The sequence below is a fragment of the Photobacterium sp. 53610 genome (genome assembly GCF_036409375.1).
Classification (GTDB): domain Bacteria; phylum Pseudomonadota; class Gammaproteobacteria; order Enterobacterales; family Vibrionaceae; genus Photobacterium.
The window spans coordinates 35141-57470 of sequence record NZ_JAXOFS010000016.1 but is presented as its reverse complement, the minus strand read 5'-3'; the positions used below and the strand labels follow the sequence as shown (position 1 = coordinate 57470).

The following is a 22330-nucleotide window of genomic DNA, read 5'->3' as shown; positions in this document are numbered from 1 at the left end:
CGCCTTTGCCATTCTGAACCCGCCCGACGGGCAGGTCAGAACGGTGTCGCATCAGATTTTGATCGCGGTTTCCAGAGCAACCTGCATCATCGCGTGGAAAGATTTCTGACGGTCGTCAGAGCTCAGGTGCTCACCACGGGTAATGTGATCTGAAACAGTCAGAATCGTCAGTGCTTTTGCGCCCAGCTCAGCAGCAACGCCGTAGATACCGGCCGCTTCCATGTCGACACCCAGAATGTTCAGTTTGTTCATTTTGTCGAACAGGTCAGCTTCAGGGCTGTAGAACAGATCGGCAGAGAAGACGTTACCAACGCGAACCGGTACATTTTGCTCACGTGCTTCAGTCACTGCAGTTTCCAGCAGATGGTAATCTGCGATGGCTGCGAAGTCATGGTTATTGAAACGGATGCGGTTTACTTTCGAGTCAGTTGATGCGCCCATTGCGATCACGATATCCATTAGTTTGATATCATCGCTCACAGTACCGCAGCTACCGATACGAATAACGTTTTTCACGCCGAAATCTTTGATCAGTTCGTGTACATAGATTGAGCAGGATGGGATACCCATACCATGGCCCATGACAGAAAGCTTCTTCCCTTTGTAAGTGCCGGTGTAGCCGAACATGTTTCGGACATTACACACTTCTTTTGCATCTTCCAGGTATGTTTCGGCGATCAGTTTCGCGCGCAGCGGGTCACCTGGCATCAGTACAGTTTCTGCAAAATCACCAAGTTCAGCATTGATATGCGGGGTTGCCATAGCGGACTCCTGACAAGTTATTCGTAAAAAAAGTTATGAAAAGAAACGTTCAACTACTGCCTGGTACGCAATACCACCGAGGTAAACACCAACGATACCCATAATACCAGGCAGAACAGGTGGTGCTGGTAATGGCAGCTTCACCGCACTGAAGAACAGTCCTACAATTAATCCTGCAACAGTTGCGAGCAGAATCTCGTTCATGTGTTTACCCTCTGTATGTCGTACTCAGCGGTACATCTTGTCTGAAAAACTTCAACACAGCGGCGGCAATAAATGAAAGCATGCCAAAAGGCTGTCGTTGAATCTGGGGCCAGTCTAGGAAAGTTATGCCCCTTAACTTTTGAAATCGATCACATTTTATTGATTATCTGCGGTGTAATCCAGCATTACTTACCAATTCTGTTGAAAGTATGAAGCGAATCGTTTGCTTTTTATTCGATTTTCTGGACTCAAAAAGTGAGGAATGAAAATGCTCAATAAGCATTATTTCTTTTTTTAACAGTAATTTAATGCAAAAACTTTGAATTTTAATACTTTGACGACGGGAAGTGCCTGAAAGTTTTACAACCACACAATTGTAATCGATTTCATTTTTACGGGAGGAAAAACTGTGTTTGTGACAGAGTCATGAAAATTGCCAGTATCTGATTGTTTTTCCGGCAGCTTTAGTTGGCGAAAGTGGATAAATGGACTAAAGGTTTATGGGGCACAGACTGTTTTGGACTTTTTCTTCGAAGGGATCATGACCATGAAAAAAGTATGGATGTCATTGGCAATCGGAATGCTCAGCCTGCCAGCCAGTGCAGATATTCTGGGATTGTCAGTTGGCGCGCACGCTGGTGCTGCGCGGCTGGAGTACGATGGCAATTCTGATTACGGCTATGAATACGGTGTGGATGCATCATATCGCCTGACCAGTATTTTCAGCGTCAATGCCGGGCTGGCTATTGGCAGCGGGGAAGTGGATTCAGATTTAACCACAGCAAAAAACGACATTGATTATACGTCTGTGCCGATTACGCTGCAGGCCGATATCCCGCTGCTGGTCGGCAGTATCTACGCAAGAGCCGGCGGAAACTATTACGAAGTTGATCGCAAGCTGGCCGGGGTGAAACACAGCGATGACGGATGGGGATTCGCGGGCGGCGCCGGATTCGTACTAGGGATCATTCCACTGCTGGATTTGTCGTTGGGTTATGAATACCGTGATATGGGCGATGTGGACAATAATGCCATTTTGCTGAGCGTAGGTTTTAGTTTGTAACTGTGTTTCACAAAAAATCTCATCTTCGTGAAACCCGCAGCGAGATCAACGATCAGCGAACCAGAAACACTTAAACTTTAGGTATAGGGTGGCTGCGGAGGTGAATATGACAAACTATGAACGTTATCAGAAAACCTGCCAGGCTGTGTTTCTTGCATTGCAGGACTCGCAGCCTGCGCAGCAGTTATGGCTGCAGCAGCATATCCGATCGGAGTACCAGCCATTTGTGCTGCGTGGCTTGTCTCGCTTGCTGCCTCTCCGCCAGAATATGTATCGTCATGCCATTCAGCCCTGGCTGGAAAGTGCACACAGTGCACTCCAGCATACCGGGATGCCGGTGAATCAGCTGCTGACCAGTGATGCCTATCCATTTCCTTGCCGGGTCAACATTCAGGGCAATTACTTACCTTGCTGGGTTTGGGGAGAGTCCCGGGACTTGATGGTGCTCAGCGTGATAGAACCCAGAACCGGACAATTCGGTCCCCCGCGTCAAGTGCCTGCCGAACTTTTGGTTGATCGCCAGCGCTGGTTTGATGCGCAGGTCATTGATAGCGAAGAGGACTGTATCACGGAAGGACTGTCGCAACTGAACCTGGCCGGGACGGGAAGCGGACATACCGATGAACCATCCGTGATGGATGCAATCCGGTATCCCAGCCAGCGGACACTCAATCCGGTGATCAGTGTAGCTTTGATTACTGTGGTCGTGGTTGTATTTACCTGGGTGGTGTCTTCACATCTGGGTTTTTAGTCTTTGTGTCCGGGATATTTCTGAGCGGGTGAAAGGCTTCACATTCATACGGAATCCGATACTATGTCGCCCTTAAGCGACTCACACCTCACTTTAGGGATACATCATGCATAATTTGTGTTTGCTGTCGGATTCAGAAAAAAACCGAGTGGAACTGGATAAACAGGCAGCTTATGCCGTTTGGCAGCTGAAAAACGGCAAAGCTGGTCCGGAGGTGTTTTTCAATCAGGCTGAAAAAATTGCTGATGACGACGAACGTGCTTTTTTTGAGCAGTCCGTCGAGACATATAAAAGCATGATGGGGGTGGTCTGATTTCACCCCGCGCGTTGTCTGCGTAATTTTTTCAGCAGGCTGCCCTGATGAACGGACAGTACTTCACTGGCAGCCAGAGCACCCATCACAATCAGCGCCATCGCCAGCATGGTTTGTTCCGTCAGCGGCTCAGAGAATAAAGGAATGGCTATTAAAGCGGCCAGGACTGGCGTAAATGAGCCCAGAGCTGCACTGACTTCTGCCCCCAGCCTTGAAATTGCCATGGTATAACAAAGGCTGGAAATAATACCGACCCCGACCCCCTGCACCAGAAAATGATAAAACACCTCATGATGGTCTGCAGCCAGCAGATTGAAGGACATTTGACCACTCAGAGCGCCTGCCGCTAATAAAAGGCAGCCTGAAATGGCAATGACAGCAGCGCCCTCCATCGCAGTGAGTCCGGATAATCGCATCGCGATGGTAAACCACGCCCAACTGAAACTGGCAAACAGCAAAATGCTGTATCCGAGCAGCATACCAGGCTGGCCAGCAGCGAATGACTTGGCTACAAACCCCGCGACACCAGTGGCGATAAGCACCAGTCCGGCTTTCCGGGCTGGTGAAATGGTCTCCCGGTAACAGAAAACTGCAATCCCTGAAACAAACAGCGGCAGGATTCCGGGGATCAGTGAAGCGCCATCAGCAACCGGAACATACTGTAAGCCTTGTCCGGCAATTAAAAAATAAGGCAGGCCAGCTCCCCAGCAGATCAGGAGCAAATAGCGTTTCGGTGTCTGAAGGATGCGTCTGAACTTGTACCGGCATAACCAGCTGAACAGCACGGCTGCCGGAACGAAGCGAATCAGTGCAATGTCAGCTGTGGTGAGATTTGAATGCGTGGAGGCACGAAGCGAAAGGAAAAAACCGGACCAGATCAGCAAGGTGATCATCATAGCTGACAGCCCTGCCAGCAGTGTAGAGGCGGATTTTTGCATTGGTGTTATCCTGACTGTTGAGATATCTCCAGTATCAACAAATCTCAGTGAGAAATGTTGGCAAAATCAGCCCTCATTGTTTTTATTTTTGGTAAATATTACTAATATTTCATCCAATTTTAGTTTGTTTTCTCTTTCCCCAAACAAACGTCGTTGATGATTCAGTGACAGAACGCAGGCAGCAAGGATGATGGATAAAAAAGACAAGCAGATTTTGCAGGAAATTCAACGCGATGCGCGGCAAAGTACGGCAGAGATCGCTGATAAAGTCGGTCTGTCTGTGTCGCCCTGTGCCAGACGAATTAAAAAACTGGAATCAGACGGCATCATTTCTGGATATCAGGCCACTCTGGACAGGCAAAAGCTGGGACTGATGATGACGTTTTTCGTGAATGTCAGCCTGAATAACCATAATGATCAGCCGATTGATGCATTTGAGAAAGTGATGTGTGAAATGACCGAAGTGATCAGTGCGCATGTCATCTCAGGCGCTTACGACTACCTGCTCGAGGTGGTCGCCAGAGATTTGCCGCATTACGAGGCTTTTGTCCGTCAGCTTCAGATGTTAACGATGGTGAAGGATATCCATACCAATCTGGCGATCAGGACGGTGAAAACCGGCCGGCAGCTCCCCGTTTAGCGGGCCTGGTTCAGCATTGGGCCGGGAGTTTTCAATTCTTAAGGCATTCTTAAGGAACTGTCGTCAGGATAGGGCCATTTTGAGTTGGATGTTCTGACGAAATATCTCAGGAGGCGTGTTAAACATCACAAAATGACAAAACGAGGTCAGTCTGAATTGGAGTAAGCTCATAACTGAGCAACTTGCTGCTGACATCAAAGCAATTTTTCACTATTTTGTCCGACTTTAAAATTAGACAAGGAACACTATGAAGCCTGGTAACACTGGGGTGGTTCGCATCGTCAAGGCAACGGGGTATTCGATGCAAGGCCTGAAAGCGGCGTGGCAAAACGAAGCCGCAATCCGTCAGGAAATTTGTCTGCTTGTGCTGCTCACTGCAATCTCATTTTTTCTGCCTGTCAGTTTCGTTGAACACATCCTTCTTATTGCCAGTTTATTCCTGGTTGTCATTGTGGAGCTGCTGAACTCTGCGCTTGAAGCTGTGGTTGATCGGATCGGCAGCGAAATTCATGAGCTGAGTGGGCGTGCAAAAGATATTGGTTCTGCGGCAGTGTTTGTTTCGCTGCTTCTTGCCGGCGGGATCTGGCTGGCGATTTTATTGAAGCTGTACTGGTAGTCCGTTTTCCGGATGCCGTTTATTCGGATGTAGTTCTAATGCAAAAGCTGAAACAAAAAACAGGTTTGATGTTCCCTGTCATCCTGTTTTCTCTCATTTCTCTGTTTTTCCTGAGTCTCTCCCGTGTGCTTCTGACTGCCTGGCAGGCTGAACACGTGACGGGCTGGCAAGATTGGATGATGATTCTGACGCAAGGCGTCAGAGTCGATATCTCGACACTTTGCTGGCTTCTTTTATTACCTTCCCTGCTGGCAACGTTACTGCCTGTTCAGGGTGTTCTGGGAAAAATCTGGGTGTTCCTGCTCAGAGTCTGGCTGGTGGCTGGTCTTTGGGTGCTGGTTTATATGGAACTGGCGACGCCTACTTTTATTACCGAATATAATCTGCGTCCGAACCGTCTGTTTCTGGAATATCTGATTTATCCAAAAGAAGTATTCAGCATGCTGTGGGTTGGCTATAAGGCAGAGCTGGCAATTGGTCTGCTGGGCACTTTGCTGACCCTGTTCCTGGGCTGGAAGCTGAGCGGTTACGCCATGCGTGATCTGAAGGCTCCGAAATGGTACTGGCGCCCGGTGTTGGCAATTGCTGTGCTTGCTTTTGGTGTGATGGGAGCCCGTTCAACGTTTCAGCATCGCCCGCTGAACCCGGCAATGGTCGCATTTTCAACGGACCCGCTGTTGAATGACCTGACCCTGAACTCTGCTTACTCCGTGATTTTTGCGGCGAAGAACATGGGTTCAGAGAAAAATGCAGAAGAATTCTATGGCAAGATGCCGCTGGAAGAGGTTGTTGAAACGGTTCGTCAGGCATCTGGCCGACCAGACAGCTTTATTTCAGATGACATTCCGACGCTGAATACCACCCTGCCGACTTTTGCAGGTAAAAAGAATCTGGTGATTCTGTTGCAGGAAAGCCTGGGTGCGCGTTTTGTCGGCGCACTGGGTGGTCTGCCGTTAACGCCGAATCTTGACCAGCTGATGCAGGAAGGCTGGAACTTCACGCAGGTTTATGCCACCGGCACCCGCTCTGTGCGCGGGATCGAAGCGATGACAACCGGTTTTACGCCAACGCCGTCGCGGGCCGTCGTGAAATTAAGTAAAAGCCAGACCGGTTTTTACACCATTGCGGAACTGCTGGAGCGTCAGGGCTACCATACCCAGTTTATTTATGGTGGTGAAAGTCACTTCGATAACATGAAGTCTTTCTTCCTGGGGAATGGCTTTGAGGAAATCGTTGACCTGCCGGACTTTGAAAACCCGAAATTCGTAGGGTCATGGGGCGCGTCGGATCAGGATCTGTATCAGATGGCGGATCAGCAATTTACCCGTCTGCACAATACCGGTCAGCCGTTCTTCAGTCTGGTTTTCACCAGCAGTAACCACTCACCATATGAGTTCCCGGACGGTGAAATTGAACTGTATGAACAGCCTGAGCACAGCCGTAACAATGCGGTGAAATATTCAGATAAAGCCTTGGGTGAGTTTTTCGCGAAAGCCAAGCAGTCTGAATACTGGAAAGACACCATCTTTATTGTGATTGCAGACCATGACGCCCGTGCAGAAGGGAAAGTGCCGGTGCCGGTTGACCGTTTCCACATTCCGGCTCTGATCCTGGGGGGGGATGTGCAGCCGCGTCAGGATGACCGTCTGGCAAGTAACATTGATATGGCTCCGACGCTGCTGTCGCTGATTGGTGCGGATAATACCTCACCGATGATCGGTCATGACATGACAAAAGCCGTCGCACCGGAATACCAGCGTGCCATGATGCAGTTTGATAAGAACTTTGGTTATCTGACCAAGGACAAGCTGGTTGTTCTTCAGCCGGGTAAAGCGCCGATTGGCTATCACTATGATTTTGCGGCTCAGTCCATGACACCTGCTTCGGTTTCCGAGATCGAATCCAAGCGTGCACTGGCCCACGCACTGCTGGGCGGTAAGCTCTATCGGCAGGGGAGTTACAGACTCCCTCCGGCGACGGAGCAGCAGCTTGTCAGTGCTGAGCAATAAGCGCTGAGTTCTGAATCAACCGATGAAAGCCGCCTGTGATGGGCGGCTTTTTCGTATGCTGGCAGGGAAATCCGAGATGGCCTGAATTGCTGTCAGAATTGATAGGAGGCTGAAATCTTGATGTTGCGTCCCGGTTCAAGATCAGCGGTGTCCAGTCCACGGGCGAGACCTGAGCGGGAGGCGTGTGAGACATAGGCTTCATCAAACAGGTTGTCGATACCAAACGTCATGACCATACCGTCGATCTGCTGCGGAGCCCATTGCGCGTAAATGTTGTGAACATCATAGCTGTCTTTGACTGGCGTGCCCGGCAGGACGTTGTCTTCTTTCAGGACAAACTGACCCCGGTATCCCAGATAGAGATCGTAATCGTACAGGCTGTAATCCAGCGCCAGGCCGATGCTGTCACCCACGTCGCTGCTGCGGCCATTTGAAGCAATGATCGGGGTGTGATTGGTTTTGTTTTTGTTATCTGCTCTGGCGTATGAAAGTTTCGCCATCAGCGCCTCATAGCCATAGTAGAGGCTGGTCTCGAACCCTTTAATTTCAGCATCACCGTTGTTAAAGAAAATATACTTCCCGTCACGGTATTCGTTGGCCAGATAATCATCCAGCCGGGTTTTGAATACCGTCAGGGTTGTACCATAGCTGCTGCTTCCCTGGTGATGGCTCCAGCGCAGTCCTCCCTGAGTATTCTGGCCGCTTTCCGGTTTGATGTCTTCGGCCAGGAAAGTGACGTCCTGGAAGTTGACGAAGGTCTCCAGCAGCGGCGGAGCTTTGAACAGAGAGCGGGTGCTGGCAAACAGCGTCAGGTTCTCAGTGACGTCATAATCTGCGGCCAGTGCCCAGTTGATGTCATCAAACGTCTTCTCACCGGTCAGGGCATCCCGATCGACGGCATCGTAGCGCAGGCCGGGAGTGACGGTGAACGCATCGGTTATCCGGATGGTATCTTCGAGATAGAGCGCCCATGCCGTCAGGGTTTCCTTCATTTTCGGCTGCGTGCCGTAACGGCTCTTGCTGTCCTGAATATTGCCTTCGCCGCCATAACGGAAGGTGTGGCGCATATCAGCCAGATCCACACTGGAAACGGCCTGGATTGTCGTTCCGGTATTGATATTTTCAGCGGTATTCAGACTCTGCCGGTTTGACGGCCAGGGCATGAGTCCGGATTCGTCACGCTTGAGCTCAATCCGGTTCTGGTAAAGCGTGACGGACAGATCCAGTGCATCGCCCTGATCGAGATGGTAACGGGCACTGAAGGTATCGCGATCATAGTGGGTCGGAGCGAGCTGGTCCTGTGTCAGGCCGTTATTGGCTGCGGTCGACATATCCGGCCGGGGATTATAGTCACCCTTATCGCGATAGCGGTCATAGGTGAACTGAAGCCGTTGATTGGCGGCAGGCTCCCAGCCCAGCTTCAGCATCATATCGTCTACAGTGCCGTCATAACCGAGGGTTTCTGTTCCGTTTCCGTCTTTGAAGTTGTCCCGGTCGATCTGGTAGGCATAGAAGAGTGCATCCAGCGACTCAGTAAGCTGCCCATACAGGGACAATGAGCCCTGGGTGAAGGCGTTGCTGCCATATCCGGCAAAAATCCGCGCACCGTACAATTCTCCGGGACGCAGCAGATCTTTGGCGGATTTGGTCTCAAACATCACAGAACCGCCCAGCCCGCTGTTCAGGACTGAGTTTGCCCCAACCTGGACATCCACTGCCTTAATGATGTCCGGGTTCAGGGTCAGATTCCCGACATGGTGGAACATATTGGCGTACTGTGAAGCTCCATCCAGGCGGATATCCAGATCTGTCTCACCGAGCCCGCGGATGTTAATGCGCTGGTTCACGGAATGCGTGCCGCCTACGTCAACACCGGGAATATCCCGCAGCAAGTCTGAGAGGTGATCGGCTTGGCGAACTGAAATATCCTCGTCAGTCATGAATTCAGAAGAGCTGGAGACTTTGGCACCCCAGACGACCACTTCGTCAAGGTGCTGCTCTGCTTCTGCCGCATGGCTGCTGAAAGGGAAAGAGAGTGAAGCTGCGATGGCAATCGTCAGGGCTGAAATTCTGAAAGGTGAAAAATCAAAATGTTGGTCATTGAACATGTGAGCTTGGTCCTACCTGAAACATATCCATAAGAATTATCAATAATGATATTGATTCGCATTCATGATATTTTCATGGGCGGATTTTGAGAAGGCAGGATCGTTATGCCAAATCGTCTAACAGTTATTGGCAAATGACACAGCAGAAAGGGGCAGATGAGCGTGACCAGTCCAGAGAAGAACTCACCGAACTATGCCAGAAAGCGTGTTGTGATGACCCGGTTGAGTCAGGACAGCCAGAGTGCCGATCGCATTCTGTCGGACAATCGTCAGCCCAACGAAACGCTGCTGCAGGGGAAGTTTCAATATAGTCAGTTTCGCAGCGGATTGATTGTCCAGGCTGGCACTTTTCGTGAACTGGCTGATGCAGATGTGCTGTCGAATGCCGGTCCCTGCGTGTGTATTACGCTGTTACTGTCGGGGCGGATTCGTTTTGGTTATGACGGCATGGACAATGTGCTGGATGCCAGTGATGGTGTGAAAGCGCTCGCGGTGAATCTGGCCCGTCAGTGTGCATTCAGACGACACATTGTTGCCAGTGCGCAGGAGCAGGAGATCAGAAAGATCAATCTGCTGGTGAATCCGGAATGGTTTGATAAAAACAGTATCCCTCTGCCTGAATCTGTCCGTCAGTTTTTGCAGACCCATCTGGCCAGCTGGCGGTGGCAGCCGGATCAAGACATGCTGAAGCTCTGTGAAGAGATACTGACTTTAGATCAGGCTGAAGATCCCTGGATGCATCAGTTGATGCTGGAATCCCGAGGGCAGCTGATTCTGATGCAGCTGTGCCGGCAACTGGTGAATTGCTCACCGGCACAGTTTCAGCATGTTGCTGATGCGATGCATCATATCCCGGATCAGTTGTCGGCTGTGGTGGCGTATTTAGAAGCGCACTTGCATCATGACGTACGCTTACAGGAGGTTGCATCAGCGACGGCGATGAGTGTCAGCGTGCTGCAACGCCGATTCCGGACGGGATTAGGGTGTACGGTATTTGATTATGTGCGTAACCGGCGTCTGGAAAAAGCGAGAGATATGATGCAGCTGGAAAATGTCTCGGTCAGTGAAGCGGCCTATTTATGCGGATATAATCATCCGTCGAACTTTATTACAGCATTTAAGCGAAAATTTGGTATCACGCCGGGGGAATGCTGAACTGGCCGGGTTACCGGTTTCTGAGAATCCGTTTTGAGAATCAGTCATGAAGGAGAGAAAACATGACAGCTGTCTGGATCATTGCCATTATTTTTGGGGCGCTTGTCTTACAGCAATATCTGCGCCTTCAGGCGAAACAGCAGGAAAGTGAGCGACTGGCGAGCAAAGAAGCAGAATTGCTGCGCGCAGAGCTGAGTGAGCTGAAAGCACGGGTCGCGGTGCTGGAGAAAATCGTCACGGATAAAGGCTATCAGATTCAGGATGAGATTGATCATTTGCCCTGAATCAGTCAACCAGAGCGGCTTCTTCTATTATTGCCTGGCTGAGCGTCTGTTCCAGCTTGTCCAGTAACGGACCAGAACGCATCAGGATCAGCTCAGCTTCATCGGTCTGGACAAACTGCCCCTGCGAGGCAAGGTTTCCCAGTTTGACGATTTCAAGGAGTGCATCAGCCAGATGTTGCTGAAGGATGTTCTGTTTTGCCAGCTTGGTCAATCGGGCCGTCAGCGCGAAACGGGATGAGGGTAAATCCGGTTGATACCGGCGAACAATTTTTTCAATTTCTACCCGCTGGGCAATAAAAGCAAGTGAAGCGTCAACGCCCTGAAATCCATTGCTCGGGACGGCGCCATCAATTTCTGCGGAAGCCTGTTCAACTTTTTTCAGGACATTTTTCATTTCAACTTTAATGCCGCCCGGTAATTCCAGTGACTTGAGATAAGGAAAAACCCAAGGCAATGCTGCTAACACCATCAGGACAATTGTAATTGCGTCAATCTCTACTGTTTCGACAAAAATATGGGTACAGGCGAGAGAAAGAAAGATCAGAGAAAAACTGGTGGCAATAAACATCGTTCTTTCCTTGAATGACGGGTTATTTTTCGACGAGTGATGTGCTAACAATTTAATGGCAACTTGGTGAGTACGTTTCAAACTGTAGCAGGCGAGATGTCAGACGATGGATTTTTGACTGAAAACCATTGTGATTGTTCTCTCACTTTCAGGAAAGAATTGAAGCATTGCCATGTCCCGGCCACCGGGTTCAGATGGCCCGGATGTGTTCAGATCGCTAATACATTGTGTTCAAATTCCTGAATGCAATGATCAGCCGCGGATCTTAGTTTTGTCTTGAGGACACTGGCGTTATTCTCAACTAATTCTTCATAAGAGGGAGCGGATGCTTCTTCTTCAGGGACGCTTGCACAAAAGCCTTCAGCCAGAGTCGTTTCATTCCTGGCATCAACCAGTCTTAGCTTTGCTGAATAAATCACACGATAGTTGTCCCAGTCGGTCGGATAATAGACAAAGCTCCAATTGATGGTTTCTATGTCTAAAATCAGGTCAGCATCATGATAAGTCCGGGCAATGTCGGCGGCATTGTCTGAGTCGATCAGCTGCTGGCTTTCCGCCACAGAAAGCTGATATTTCTGCGCTAAGACTTTTCTCAGTGTCTGGCTGATATAGCTGGCCGGATCTTCCACATGATTTTGTTCAACAATCTCATTCCCTTCTGAAATCATTGCGGCGGCACCGAAGATACCCAAGTAGGCTTTGCCAGCGGTCATCGCTGAAAAGTCTGGTTTCTCTCGTTGCGTAACGGTAATGGATTTGGGTTGTGCAGATGTTAATTTTGCTTCATCAATCGGGATGTTATTTGTACTGACGCAGCCAGAAAGAATCAAGGTTGCTGCGAATGCAATACTTTTTCTGAACATGATTTTACCTTCTGTCATGATTAATTTTTTCATTGCAATACGGGCTTCAAGAATGAGCGAACCAAAAAACGAAATATGAGCAATCTTGAAAATCTCCCTGAATGGGCAAGTCACCAGTGATTTTTAGGGGGCAGAGCGCTGCATTCCCGAATGGAATGAACGTCCGGAGTCGATGATGAAATCATGCTGCTGTCTTTCAGGTAATTATCCGGATTGTTCCCAGGACCGGTATGCTCAATCGGTTAGGGAAATAAGATCTTCATTTCCCGAATCTTTTTATACATGTTTCATGTATCTGCCGGGTGTGATACCCATTGCACTTTTGAAATGACGGTGGAAATGACTTTGATCGTGAAAACCAGCTTCAATGGCTGCATCTTGAATGGAGCGTCCCTGTTTTAACAGTCGTCTTGCCAGCCTCAGCCTTGCCTGTATTTGATAAGCATGGGGCGGCAGACCAAATTTACGTTTAAAAGCACGCACCAGACTATACGGAGTCATACAGGCCAGCGCAGCCAGTTCCGTGAGTGTTATTTGCCAGTTTGAATATTCATCCAGAAATTCTTTCACCATCGACAGCGATTTGTCTGACCCTTTGGCTGGTTTGATGTCGATTCGCGAACATCCCTGCCGGATAACCAGCTGAGTCAGTGCTGTATAGATCAGTGTTTCTCTGTACAGCGGATCGGTGGAATGATCCAGGGTATCAAACAGCTGCCGAAAATGAGCGGCGAGCTGGTCGTCTCTGACGACCGACTGACGGAAATAAGGGGCGCCGTATTCGGGTTTGCCTAAATCCTGACTGATTTGCTCAAAGAGCTGGGGCAGCGGATACAAGGCCCGGTAACTCCAGCCATGATCTGTGGCTGCATAGCCGGTGTGAATTTCATCTGCATTGACCAGAATGATGGTATTTTGCGGCGCCAGATGCTCTGCATCATTGTGATAAAAACCCTGCGTGCCTTCACTGATCACACCGACGCAATATCCCTCATGGGCATGGCGGGAAAATGTCTGCTCAATGTAACTGGCATTGAGGTAGTCCAGCCCTTCAATTTCACTAACCTGACCATAAGTGACTGCTTGCTTTCTTCTTGACATCGGTACTACCAGACTCCTCTACCCGCATGTTGCCAATGTATCGTATTTTGCCTGATTTGTTTTGTACAAAGTTGTCTGGTGAAAGAACTTCGTTCAAGTGTGCACTGAACGGGAGTGAAAGAGATGATCGCCCTCGAAAATGAGGGCAATCCAGGCTGAAACAGAGAGAGGACGGATATAGAAATGAAATTAAGGCTTCATCGCAATCATTAATCGATTACCCGGGTTGTAGCCGGACAAAATATAAACGATGAACTCTTGGCCTTGATAGGTGAAAGGGAAAGGGTTAATTGCTTCATGTTCGGGAACAATTTTATGAACCACATCCCCATGAATATCGTATTTCCAGATACAGGCCATTTGCATTGCATAATTGTCAAAATAAATGGATTGATTATCTTCACTCCAGACCATGTTATAAATCGCCCATTCAAGAATGGGTTTATCTTTCATGATATTTGGCATGAGTTTGATACGATTCGTTTCACTATCAAAAACTGCGATATTATTTTTCTCTGTAAACGGGTGGCTCTCAGCGAATGATTTTGCTTTTTGGAATAGTGCTTCTACTTTTGAGTCATAAGAATATTTAGTTATTTCTTTTGATGGCAAGAGGTCATTTGTGAGTAAGGCTAGCTTTTTCTGGTCTTCTGAAAGTGCACTCGACGAGGATTCCTGATTTGTCCTGAATGACAATTCGTAATAGTCTTTTAAAGCAATATATTTGCCTACTTGAGGCTCTTCGTAAGCACCAATCACATGACTATGTTCCATTACCATGTCATCGGAAAAGTTAGTGTAGAAATATAACAGATCATTTTTGACGTAGATATCACCACTAACATTTGAAGCGATAAACCTATCTTCATGAGTTAAAGGCTTGTTTTCCCGAAGTTCATAGCCCCCCTTGGAATCATTGTAATATTTATAATAGATATAGATTTCATGATTGACAGAAGTTGCAATCGGAACGGTTGGATTTTTTGCATGATTCACTTCTTTTCTCAACCAGGGTTGATACACTTCTGCCGCAATATTCTTTGCCGCGTCCGCTGATGTTTGATCAAGAGCACTTTCATCAGGCAGCGCCATACCCTGGCTCAGGTGAGCGATATTTTCCTGGGACACTTTGATGAGCAGACGGTTGATCCGGTCTTGAAATACGGTTTCACATCCAGCTCGATCGTCACAACTGTTGTCCCTGAACTTGAGCCAGGAGCGTTGCTCAGTTTTCAGGGTATCGTTCCCCGGTGTTTTGAGTGCGCTTGTGTAGAGCTGATGAATGACTTCATCCATGGTACTTAACGACGGATTTGCACAAATCATTTTTTCAGTTGGTGTTGCGGCCAGCTCACAATTGAAGCTGGCCGCCTGAACAGATGTTGCCAATAAGGAAAGTAAAAGCAATGATTTCTTCATGAAAAAGAGTCCGGTTCATAACTTCAATTTTCCTCAAGCTACACAAAGCAAGAAAAAGACTCAATGCATTGAAATCAAACGTAAAAGTATTCGGAGCAATGTCACGTTTGCTTCGCCCAACCATGGGCAGAGAGGAACGGCGTTGGCAAGGTCAAGCTGGGATTTCAGCGTTGCTCTCTTTCTGCATTACTCACTTTCGACCATCTCAATGATCTTTCTGGCTTTTTCAAAGTGGTCCAGCTGGTGGGTCTGAATCCACCAGGTAGCGGCTTCCATCAGTAATTCCGGGTCATCGTTTTTGTTGGCAAAGAAGGCGTAGAAAGATACGCCGACATTGTCGCCTTTCTGAGCCATTTTCTTTTGGCAGACCTGAATGATTTTTTGTCGTAATGATTCGCGCATGCTGATTTCCTGAATTTTATACGTATTGATTGATCTCCAGTCACCAGCCCATATGTTGGGGTGATGGTCTGAACTGTCTTCGTGCTGAACGGAGTTACCAAGCATAGAATATCGATAACTCCGGTTTTAGGCTTTATTTTACGACATTGGTTTGTTGCTTCAGTATATTGACAGAAAACGGGAAATCCATTTGAAGGATGACATGATTCAGCGAACTTGCATGACCACCGTTGCAGGGAGAAGAGCTGCCCTTTAAATAAATACTCCCTGCACTTTTGCCGAACCTGAGATCGAAAGAATAACAATAGCCCGTATCCCAGAGCTGACCGTTCGGGCTTTTGATAAAAAGTTGATCCAGTGCATAGTGATTGACCCAGGCCCCATCATCTTCAGGCTGGCTTTCATCCGGCGTGACTTGGCTGACATAAAGGATATTGAAACTGGCAATATCATTGATCCCTTCACTTCTGAGTTGGGGTCCGTCTCGTTCATCTCCAATCATGTTCCGGGAATTTTCGATGAACTGAATACAGGAAATTTCAAAGTATTGTTCGTCTTCTGTCCGCCATGCAGCTGGAATAGCTGCCATGTCTTCATAGTCTTTGACAGGACAGGTTTCCGGTTTTGAAAATTGCGCTTCAAGGCTTTTTTCGCATTGAGCCAGATTGGTTTGGAGTGCTTTTTCTACTTTCGGCTCATGGCGGCCTGGGTTGCTCACCATCCATTGCGTATAGACCTCATTTCCCAGAGATACACAGCCCAGATCGTCACCCAGTTTTTTACGGTAAAACATGAGATCACTGATCAGCCACAGACCTTGATTGAAAACTGCATCTGATGTTTTGCTCATCTTGTAATAGTCACAGGTTTCTGAGTAATAGGTACTGAGCGTTTGTTCAGCGCCGGCAATATCCTTGTTTTTGTATGCAGACAGTGCCTGATTTCGAATCTGTTTGAATTCGTCTGCAGTGCACTCGGCGAAAACGTGTTCGGAACTCAGAAGCAGGCCAGCTGCCAGAAGGCGTTTCATCAAGTGATGGAAAGTCATGAATCATCGTGAATCAGGTGAGAAATGAATGCTCCGTACCATATAACTTCATGCGGAATAAGGCGATCAGGTGTCACGTTTTTTAGGTAAGGATCAATGAACTCAGCCAAGGCTGTTTGTGAGCTTTCTTCATTCCCGTTCCCTTTGTAATTACTTCTGTACGCAAAACACTCCGAATTTATTATTGTCGGGATCTCTGAAATACGCGGCAAACACGCCAGGTTTCCGTTCACCGGGTTCACCTTCATCTGTGCCACCCAGTTCGAGTGCAGTCAGGTAAACCTTTTTGACCATGTCTGTCGAATTGGCTTTCAGCCCAACCATGGTGCCATTGCCGTTTGTGGCCATTTCACCATCGTGAGGAAGGCAGACAGCAATACCGACGCTGTCGTTTTTCGTCTGCCATAAAACGGAGCGTTTCGTTTTCATCGTCTTTGTGGCATCAAATAACGCCAGCAGTGCATCGTAAAAGGCTTCAGACCTCGCGATATCATTGGTCCCTAAAAGGATATTGCTCACCATCTTGTCCGCTTCCCAGTTGTGAATTGCTCACAGTAAGTCTGGATTGGCTGACGTCAGTGTCCAATGAGTCAGTTTTAAACTGTGCACTTTGTCAATTCATTGAAGCAGGCGCTTTGAGTACAGCACGGTCCTCACGTGTGTTTGACGCGTTGAACTGGTGATCTGGCTGCAAATTGTTTTTGCCTGCGGCGCCTGGCCAGCAGGAAAAATGGCAGCGTGAGGATGAGGTTCGCCAGCAAAGCTGCGATGACACCAAACGCAATCCCGCTGAGTGTAAAGGGGATGCCGGGTTTGAAGTTGGTCAGTGTTTTTTCGAGATCATGGAGCCGGGCTGGATGGAACATGTAAATCGTTTTTGAAAACAGGTTGCCTTGCCGGAAAATTGTCATGCCGGCTTGCAGCTCCCGGTATCGGGCGAGGGTCGCCAATTTTTGATTGGCATCGGCCCGGACACTGGGTTCTTCATTGGTCAGATGCCTTTCTATCATGGCCTCTACGCTGGCATAGCCGAATCGGTGAGCTGTGGTCTGAAAGCCATTCACCTGCCATTGGGTTGATTCATAGAGTCCGGAAAGATACTGCTGATAATGATCGGTAAGCAGGGGCAGCTGAAGTGCGAGAAGTAATGCAGCGCCAAAAATCAGTTTGTCGAGTAGCTTTCCAATCACGTTTTTGTCTCCTGTTCCGACAACCAGTCGCCCGACTGTGATCCCGGAAATGGTCAATATCTAATGCGCCACTTTACACAGCAAGGTACTGGGCTGCTATGGGGGTATTCGATATTTACGTACCGGATCAACCCATTGACAGTTATTTGCTGATTGATGGTTTCAGGTTCAATAAACATTGATCTTTATTCCACTATTAACGTTGACTGGTAATAAAGTGAAAACGACAGGGTGAAACGACATTTTGAAATGAAAATTATTATTCTAATCAATGTCTTACGGTGATATTTTTGGCTGAAAGATATCTCAAGGGATTCATCATGGCATTTGATCATAAGCAACCGATAAGATATGTGAACGCAAGGTTTCAACCGCTGGAAGATTACAGCGATATCAACAAACAGCCTGCTCAGATACTTGAAAAGACCGAGGAGCCAACGGCTGACTTTGAATGCAATGTTCTCATTTACTGCCCCTCGGACCAGCTTAGCTCGTTACAAACTGGTTTTTGGACGCTGAAACATTCGGCGGAAGAAAAATCGATCATTCAATGGGAAACTTCTTCAACGCCGGAGGGACATGCGGTATTGACTGCACAATGCTTCCAGCAAGAAGAGAAGCACCTGCTGCATGAAGGTTTTCAGCATGCAGGCTCGCCAAAAGTATTTGAAATTCAGCCTCAGCCGAAAGGAAAAGGAGTGATGAATGCCGAATTTATTCCGGTGAAACTTGCTGTCCAGCTTGATGAGTACTTAGGCTGGGCAACGGCGGGTTATTTTTATCACTTTGTTGACAACAAGTTATATCAGGAATGCAAAATCATCGGTGAAGACCGATGGAGTTTTTATTTCACCCGCTCAGGTGCAACCACATTGACTGATGAACTGGTCTCTGAGCACCGTTTCTCGAGTCTGCTGCTGCCTTATCAGGTTGAAGGTCAGCCTGTTACCGGACAGTACATTTTATTTCGCCAGAAAAAACTGACCGATGATGAATTTAAACAAATCTCACAAGACTGGCTTGAAGAGCATGCCATTGCAATCGATCTGGAGAGCGCCATTGCCTGCCGCAGTCAAACATTGCACGAACGTCAATGCAATGTTGAAGAGCCCTCACACGCCCCCATTTACCATCAAGTTCAATTGAACAAGGACACCGGAGAGCGTGAACAGTGGCCGGATATTGCGCAACAATACGGCCTGACAGCCAAACAATTACTTGCTCTGAATCTTGATTATCATGACAATCCTTTAGCGCTGAAAGTGGGCGATAGTTTATTGGTAACGCCTGCGACCGCATATTATCAGCCGGATTATCCGGCGCCTCTCACAGAGTTTGAACCCGGCAAGGCCTATCCGCTGGGTGATATCTGGGGAGTCTATCAAGACAACCTCATGCCATGGTTGAAGAATATTCGTGAAAGTTCTCAACTTTTTGATCGCACGCCTGTCATCAATACATTTCGGATAAAAAAACGAGTGTTGCGCATTGGCGTGTTTTTTGATGGAACCGGTCAGAATAAAGAAAATGACCGATATAAAGAGACCTATGGCAATAAATCCCGCTCGAATATTGGCAGATTATTTGATGCTTACCCGGAAGAACCCGGGAAGATTGCGAAAATTTATGTGTCCGGGGTGGGAACTGTGGATGGTGCGTTCCTAGAGCCGAGTAAAATAGATGATGGGAAAGATGAAGCTAACATTGGCCAGGCATTAGGGGTCAGTGTCTTTGATACCACCGGCGCGTTTGGCAAGTGGCAGAGTTTGCTTCAGCAACTTATAACTATTATTCGAATACTAGAAACTGCACAAATTTATCAAGAAATTACCCATGTCGAATTTGATGTTTTCGGGTTTAGCAGGGGGGCTGCTTTGGCCCGGCATTTTGTTAATGCTGCCTTGAAAGGTTTACCCGATTACACCCGTCGGCGCAGGGGGAGAGATAATCTGGGAATACTCCCTAATTTGCTGGGTAAAGAAGATGAATTAATCTTCACTTCTAGAGAAGGGTATCATTTAGATACAACCCGGCAAACCTACGTTCGGTTTGTTGGTCTGTTCGACACCGTGGGTTCTTTCTACTGGCCCGGCAATGACGATGAAGGCAACTTCGACCTTACACTCAAGCCGGATTGTGCTGAACGTGTGGTACAGTTGTGTGCCCATCACGAGTATCGCGTGAACTTTCCGTTAACGATGTTGAAATCTCATGGCAAACTCCCTAAAAACTTTTACGAAGAAATCTTTCCCGGCGCCCACTCTGATGTTGGTGGCGGATATTCTTCAATTCAGCAATATGATAAAAAAGGCCTAGATGAGCGATATGGTTTTCCAATTGAAACGACATATAACCGGGTACGGATCAAGTCTCACTCCTTAGTGGGGATGAAGATCCAAACGGGCAATGGAACAAAAACGGTATCTGAAAATCCCGACAGCAAGCTCATTCCCCATCTTGAATTCATTCGGGCTGAGCAGGAGTTGGCTTGGAAGCAGCATTGTATGACAACCTACCAAAAGCATGGCGTAGTTGCACGAGAGGATTCGGTGCTGTATTACTACGCGCTTCAGCCCATAAATAATGCATTATCCGGTTTAACCCAGGCTCGGATGAAACAACAGGCAGAGCTTGCAGGGATCAATTGGGATAGCCGATTAGAGGAACCAGAAGATTTTGCAGGAGATTCAAATATTCAGCAGTTGTGGCAAAAATTATCGGCACAGCCGTTAGGAACGATTGTACCCAAACATTGGGCTGAGGAGGTCAGCCAGTTTGGTCATTTATGGATTCACCGGCCCCATGATGCTCTCATTAACCCGGGTTGTGTTACCTTCATGGAGTGGTTGGTGAGTAAACCTAACCGAGATGCACAAGACAATATCGTGAGGGAAAAATTTGAAAACAGTTAATTGGTCGCGGTTTTTGATTATCGTTTTGTTATTCAATCTGGCCGGGTGTTCATCCTTTGGTGACACCAAAACAATTGCCCGAATCGGTAATGCAGGATCTCTGGATGGCCCTTATTACCTCAAAAGAATTTATATTCAAGATACCCGAGGTGCCTGGGTGAATTTTGGCTATGGTGCCGTGAGTGGTTACCCCGGTGCCAGCTCAGATATTGGTGCAATCAGTTACCCCCAATATATTGAGGGGTTCTGGTCTAAAGGTCGTAATGTTGATGAAAAATACTTCAAAATTTCAGCCCCGATCGATCTGGAATTAGCCAAACAGAAAATCGATACACTCCGGGATTATTATGTGGATTATCACAATTACACAGCAGCAATGATTGTTGCTGTAGACGGGCCGCGTATTCAGGTTTTTTATACGATGCATTGTTATGCCAAGTTTAGTGGCTGTATACCCCGAGAAAATGCCGATCCAAATGGTTGGGTGATTCGTTCACCAGATAACACCACCGAAGTCGTTCTGCTGTTCGACGGCACCGGTGAATCTTCAGATACGCCGTTTCCGGGGTCGCCATACGATAAAAAAAGATAATCGTTTGCTCCTCATGGCGGTGCGTCATGAGGGGCTGGTCCCCTTTTCCTGAACCGAGATGAGACGTATCGAGCATGGCAAAACCTCAAGCGACATTTTTTCTGTTGGCGTTGGTGTTTATGATGGCCGGGTGTTCATCATTTTGGGGCACCAAAACAGTTGCCCGAATCGGCAATGCTGGTTCTCTGGATGGTCGTTACATTCTTAAAAGAATATTGCTTCAAGATGTCCGAGGCGCCTGGGTGAACTTTGGCTATGGTGCCGTGAGTGGTTACCCCGGTGCCAGCTCAGATATTGGGGCAATCAGTTATCCTCAAAATATTGAGGGCTTTTGGTCAAAAGGTTGGGATAAAAATGAAAAATACTTCAAAATTTCAGCCCCGATTGATCTGGAATTAGCCAAACAGAAAATCGATACACTCCGGGATTATTACGAAGATTATTATGATGTTTTGGCGACAGTAACTGTTGCAGTCGATGGGGCTCGTATTCGGGTTTTCTATTCACTGAATTGTTTTGACATGGATAGTAATTGTACTCCCCGTCAGAATGCTGACCCAAATGGCTGGGTGACTCGTGAACCCGATGGTGCAACTGAATCTGTGCTGCTGTTCGACGGCATCGGTGAATCTTCAGATACGCCATTCCCTGGGTCGCCATAAGATAAAAAAAGATAATCGTTTGCTCCTCATGGCGGTGCGTCATGAGGGGCTGGTCCCCTTTTCCTGAACCGAGATGAGACGTATCGAGCATGGCAAAACCTCAAGCGACATTTTTTCTGTTGGCGTTGATGTTGACACTGGCCGGGTGTTCATCCTTTGGTGAAACCAAAACTATTGCCAGAATCGGCAATGCCGGTTCTCTGGATGGCCCTTATTACCTCAAAAGAATTTTCATTCAAGATACCCGAGGGGCCTGGGTGAATTTTGGTTATGGATCCGTCGGCGGTTACCCTGGCGCCAGTTCAGATATTGGGGCAATCAGCTACCCGCAATTTATCAAGGGATTTTGGTCTAAAGGTCGTAATGTTGATGAAAAATACTTCAAAATTTCAGCCCCGATCGATCTGGAATTAGCCAAACAGAAAATCGATACACTCCGGGATTATTATGTGGATTATCACAATTACACAGCAGCAATGATTGTTGCTGTAGACGGGCCGCGTATTCAGGTTTTTTATACGATGCATTGTTATGCCAAGTTTAGTGGCTGTATACCCCGAGAAAATGCCGATCCAAATGGTTGGGTGATTCGTTCACCAGATAACACCACCGAAGTCGTTCTGTTGTTTGATGGGATTGGCGAATCTTCAGATACGCCGTTTCCGGGGTCGCCATACGATAGAAAATGATGCAATGCATTGTTTTCAGTGTCGCTTCGGATCAAGCCATG

24 protein-coding genes are annotated in these 22330 nt (G+C 47.8%); 12 read left to right on the top strand and 12 right to left on the bottom strand.

Features of this window, described 5'->3' with window-relative positions; all coding sequences use genetic code 11:
- Positions 1-51 precede the first annotated feature (51 nt).
- Together deoD and SPK40_RS21405 are read right to left on the bottom strand one after the other, a co-directional pair.
- Positions 52-762, bottom strand: a complete 711-nt coding sequence (gene deoD, locus SPK40_RS21410) for a purine-nucleoside phosphorylase (protein WP_248143242.1) — start codon at positions 760-762, stop codon at positions 52-54.
- A gap of 33 nt (positions 763-795) precedes the next feature.
- The gene (locus SPK40_RS21405; RefSeq protein ID WP_036756827.1) at positions 796-966 is read right to left on the bottom strand and encodes a XapX domain-containing protein; all 171 of its coding nucleotides are present in this window, start codon (positions 964-966) and stop codon (positions 796-798) included.
- A 547-nt stretch (positions 967-1513) separates the two neighbouring features.
- On the opposite strand from SPK40_RS21405, the gene SPK40_RS21400 reads away from it, so the two are divergent.
- The 3 genes from SPK40_RS21400 to SPK40_RS21390 all read left to right on the top strand — a co-directional run bounded on the left by SPK40_RS21400 (position 1514) and on the right by SPK40_RS21390 (position 3093).
- The gene (locus tag SPK40_RS21400) at positions 1514-2029 is read left to right on the top strand and encodes a porin family protein (protein WP_248143243.1); all 516 of its coding nucleotides are present in this window, start codon (positions 1514-1516) and stop codon (positions 2027-2029) included.
- Positions 2030-2135: 106 nt separating this feature from the next.
- A complete protein-coding gene (locus tag SPK40_RS21395) occupies positions 2136-2780 on the top strand; it encodes a hypothetical protein (protein WP_330961842.1) in 645 nt (214 codons plus the stop codon).
- 106 nt (positions 2781-2886) lie between these two features.
- Entirely contained in the window at positions 2887-3093 is a 207-nt protein-coding gene (locus SPK40_RS21390; protein WP_330961841.1) for a DUF3283 family protein, read from the top strand.
- Between the two features lie 2 nt (positions 3094-3095).
- Here the strand turns inward: SPK40_RS21390 and SPK40_RS21385 are convergent, their stop codons facing one another.
- Positions 3096-4031 carry a DMT family transporter gene (locus SPK40_RS21385; protein WP_330961840.1) on the bottom strand — a complete coding sequence of 312 codons (936 nt, stop codon included), beginning with the start codon at positions 4029-4031 and terminating at the stop codon, positions 3096-3098.
- Between the two features lie 190 nt (positions 4032-4221).
- Between SPK40_RS21385 and SPK40_RS21380 the strand changes: the two genes are divergently transcribed.
- From SPK40_RS21380 to SPK40_RS21370, 3 genes are all read left to right on the top strand, one after another.
- Positions 4222-4671 (top strand): Lrp/AsnC family transcriptional regulator, encoded by a 450-nt coding sequence (locus SPK40_RS21380; RefSeq protein WP_248143374.1) that lies wholly within the window; start codon positions 4222-4224, stop codon positions 4669-4671.
- 247 nt (positions 4672-4918) lie between these two features.
- A complete protein-coding gene (locus tag SPK40_RS21375; protein WP_248143246.1) occupies positions 4919-5287 on the top strand; it encodes a diacylglycerol kinase in 369 nt (122 codons plus the stop codon).
- 38 nt (positions 5288-5325) lie between these two features.
- The gene (locus SPK40_RS21370) at positions 5326-7296 is read left to right on the top strand and encodes an LTA synthase family protein (RefSeq protein ID WP_330961839.1); all 1971 of its coding nucleotides are present in this window, start codon (positions 5326-5328) and stop codon (positions 7294-7296) included.
- A gap of 92 nt (positions 7297-7388) precedes the next feature.
- On the opposite strand, the gene SPK40_RS21365 is transcribed toward SPK40_RS21370, so the two are convergent.
- A complete protein-coding gene (locus tag SPK40_RS21365; RefSeq protein WP_330961838.1) occupies positions 7389-9404 on the bottom strand; it encodes a TonB-dependent siderophore receptor in 2016 nt (671 codons plus the stop codon).
- Between the two features lie 156 nt (positions 9405-9560).
- Between SPK40_RS21365 and SPK40_RS21360 the strand changes: the two genes are divergently transcribed.
- Together SPK40_RS21360 and SPK40_RS21355 are read left to right on the top strand one after the other, a co-directional pair.
- Positions 9561-10559, top strand: a complete 999-nt coding sequence (locus SPK40_RS21360) for an AraC family transcriptional regulator (protein WP_330961837.1) — start codon at positions 9561-9563, stop codon at positions 10557-10559.
- A gap of 62 nt (positions 10560-10621) precedes the next feature.
- Positions 10622-10843 (top strand): hypothetical protein, encoded by a 222-nt coding sequence (locus SPK40_RS21355; protein WP_248143251.1) that lies wholly within the window; start codon positions 10622-10624, stop codon positions 10841-10843.
- A 1-nt stretch (position 10844) separates the two neighbouring features.
- Here SPK40_RS21355 and SPK40_RS21350 read toward each other — a convergent pair whose 3' ends face one another.
- From SPK40_RS21350 to SPK40_RS21315, 8 genes are all read right to left on the bottom strand, one after another.
- Positions 10845-11411: a DUF4145 domain-containing protein gene (locus SPK40_RS21350; protein ID WP_330961836.1), complete on the bottom strand. Its 567-nt coding sequence runs from the start codon at positions 11409-11411 to the stop codon at positions 10845-10847.
- Between the two features lie 209 nt (positions 11412-11620).
- A complete protein-coding gene (locus SPK40_RS21345) occupies positions 11621-12292 on the bottom strand; it encodes a hypothetical protein (RefSeq protein ID WP_330961835.1) in 672 nt (223 codons plus the stop codon).
- 258 nt (positions 12293-12550) lie between these two features.
- Positions 12551-13375, bottom strand: coding sequence for an AraC family transcriptional regulator (locus tag SPK40_RS21340; protein WP_330961834.1), 825 nt, complete (start codon positions 13373-13375; stop codon positions 12551-12553).
- A gap of 189 nt (positions 13376-13564) precedes the next feature.
- Positions 13565-14794, bottom strand: a complete 1230-nt coding sequence (locus SPK40_RS21335; protein ID WP_330961833.1) for a lysozyme inhibitor LprI family protein — start codon at positions 14792-14794, stop codon at positions 13565-13567.
- A gap of 186 nt (positions 14795-14980) precedes the next feature.
- Positions 14981-15196 (bottom strand): DUF6500 family protein, encoded by a 216-nt coding sequence (locus SPK40_RS21330; protein WP_330961832.1) that lies wholly within the window; start codon positions 15194-15196, stop codon positions 14981-14983.
- A gap of 133 nt (positions 15197-15329) precedes the next feature.
- A complete protein-coding gene (locus tag SPK40_RS21325) occupies positions 15330-16244 on the bottom strand; it encodes a hypothetical protein (protein ID WP_330961831.1) in 915 nt (304 codons plus the stop codon).
- Positions 16245-16394: 150 nt separating this feature from the next.
- Entirely contained in the window at positions 16395-16766 is a 372-nt protein-coding gene (locus SPK40_RS21320; protein WP_248143258.1) for a VOC family protein, read from the bottom strand.
- Between the two features lie 131 nt (positions 16767-16897).
- Positions 16898-17434, bottom strand: coding sequence for a DUF2937 family protein (locus tag SPK40_RS21315; protein ID WP_330961830.1), 537 nt, complete (start codon positions 17432-17434; stop codon positions 16898-16900).
- A gap of 320 nt (positions 17435-17754) precedes the next feature.
- Here SPK40_RS21315 and SPK40_RS21310 point away from each other — a divergent pair, with 320 nt between their 5' ends.
- From SPK40_RS21310 to SPK40_RS21295, 4 genes are all read left to right on the top strand, one after another.
- Positions 17755-20346 (top strand): DUF2235 domain-containing protein, encoded by a 2592-nt coding sequence (locus SPK40_RS21310; RefSeq protein ID WP_330961829.1) that lies wholly within the window; start codon positions 17755-17757, stop codon positions 20344-20346.
- Complete coding sequence (locus SPK40_RS21305; protein WP_330961828.1) at positions 20333-20938, top strand: hypothetical protein; 606 nt, start codon at positions 20333-20335, stop codon at positions 20936-20938. The genes SPK40_RS21310 and SPK40_RS21305 overlap by 14 nt, the downstream gene beginning before the upstream one ends.
- Positions 20939-21012: 74 nt before the next feature.
- Entirely contained in the window at positions 21013-21600 is a 588-nt protein-coding gene (locus SPK40_RS21300; RefSeq protein WP_330961827.1) for a hypothetical protein, read from the top strand.
- Positions 21601-21689: 89 nt separating this feature from the next.
- On the top strand, positions 21690-22289 hold the full coding sequence (locus SPK40_RS21295) for a hypothetical protein (RefSeq protein WP_330961826.1): 600 nt from the start codon (positions 21690-21692) through the stop codon (positions 22287-22289).
- Positions 22290-22330 lie beyond the last annotated feature (41 nt).

Coding starts and splice junctions, on each gene's coding strand:
- SPK40_RS21295 (WP_330961826.1), top strand. CDS start 21,690: ATGGCAAAACCTCAAGCGACATTTTTTCTGTTGGCGTTGATGTTGACA.
- SPK40_RS21395 (WP_330961842.1), top strand. CDS start 2,136: ATGACAAACTATGAACGTTATCAGAAAACCTGCCAGGCTGTGTTTCTT.
- SPK40_RS21390 (WP_330961841.1), top strand. CDS start 2,887: ATGCATAATTTGTGTTTGCTGTCGGATTCAGAAAAAAACCGAGTGGAA.
- SPK40_RS21370 (WP_330961839.1), top strand. CDS start 5,326: ATGCAAAAGCTGAAACAAAAAACAGGTTTGATGTTCCCTGTCATCCTG.
- SPK40_RS21325 (WP_330961831.1), bottom strand. CDS start 16,244: ATGACTTTCCATCACTTGATGAAACGCCTTCTGGCAGCTGGCCTGCTT.
- SPK40_RS21375 (WP_248143246.1), top strand. CDS start 4,919: ATGAAGCCTGGTAACACTGGGGTGGTTCGCATCGTCAAGGCAACGGGG.
- SPK40_RS21335 (WP_330961833.1), bottom strand. CDS start 14,794: ATGAAGAAATCATTGCTTTTACTTTCCTTATTGGCAACATCTGTTCAG.
- SPK40_RS21380 (WP_248143374.1), top strand. CDS start 4,222: ATGGATAAAAAAGACAAGCAGATTTTGCAGGAAATTCAACGCGATGCG.
- SPK40_RS21355 (WP_248143251.1), top strand. CDS start 10,622: ATGACAGCTGTCTGGATCATTGCCATTATTTTTGGGGCGCTTGTCTTA.
- SPK40_RS21340 (WP_330961834.1), bottom strand. CDS start 13,375: ATGTCAAGAAGAAAGCAAGCAGTCACTTATGGTCAGGTTAGTGAAATT.
- SPK40_RS21350 (WP_330961836.1), bottom strand. CDS start 11,411: ATGTTTATTGCCACCAGTTTTTCTCTGATCTTTCTTTCTCTCGCCTGT.
- SPK40_RS21400 (WP_248143243.1), top strand. CDS start 1,514: ATGAAAAAAGTATGGATGTCATTGGCAATCGGAATGCTCAGCCTGCCA.
- SPK40_RS21330 (WP_330961832.1), bottom strand. CDS start 15,196: ATGCGCGAATCATTACGACAAAAAATCATTCAGGTCTGCCAAAAGAAA.
- SPK40_RS21365 (WP_330961838.1), bottom strand. CDS start 9,404: ATGTTCAATGACCAACATTTTGATTTTTCACCTTTCAGAATTTCAGCC.
- SPK40_RS21385 (WP_330961840.1), bottom strand. CDS start 4,031: ATGCAAAAATCCGCCTCTACACTGCTGGCAGGGCTGTCAGCTATGATG.
- SPK40_RS21360 (WP_330961837.1), top strand. CDS start 9,561: ATGAGCGTGACCAGTCCAGAGAAGAACTCACCGAACTATGCCAGAAAG.
- deoD (WP_248143242.1), bottom strand. CDS start 762: ATGGCAACCCCGCATATCAATGCTGAACTTGGTGATTTTGCAGAAACT.
- SPK40_RS21310 (WP_330961829.1), top strand. CDS start 17,755: ATGGCATTTGATCATAAGCAACCGATAAGATATGTGAACGCAAGGTTT.
- SPK40_RS21320 (WP_248143258.1), bottom strand. CDS start 16,766: ATGGTGAGCAATATCCTTTTAGGGACCAATGATATCGCGAGGTCTGAA.
- SPK40_RS21300 (WP_330961827.1), top strand. CDS start 21,013: ATGGCAAAACCTCAAGCGACATTTTTTCTGTTGGCGTTGGTGTTTATG.
- SPK40_RS21345 (WP_330961835.1), bottom strand. CDS start 12,292: ATGACAGAAGGTAAAATCATGTTCAGAAAAAGTATTGCATTCGCAGCA.
- SPK40_RS21405 (WP_036756827.1), bottom strand. CDS start 966: ATGAACGAGATTCTGCTCGCAACTGTTGCAGGATTAATTGTAGGACTG.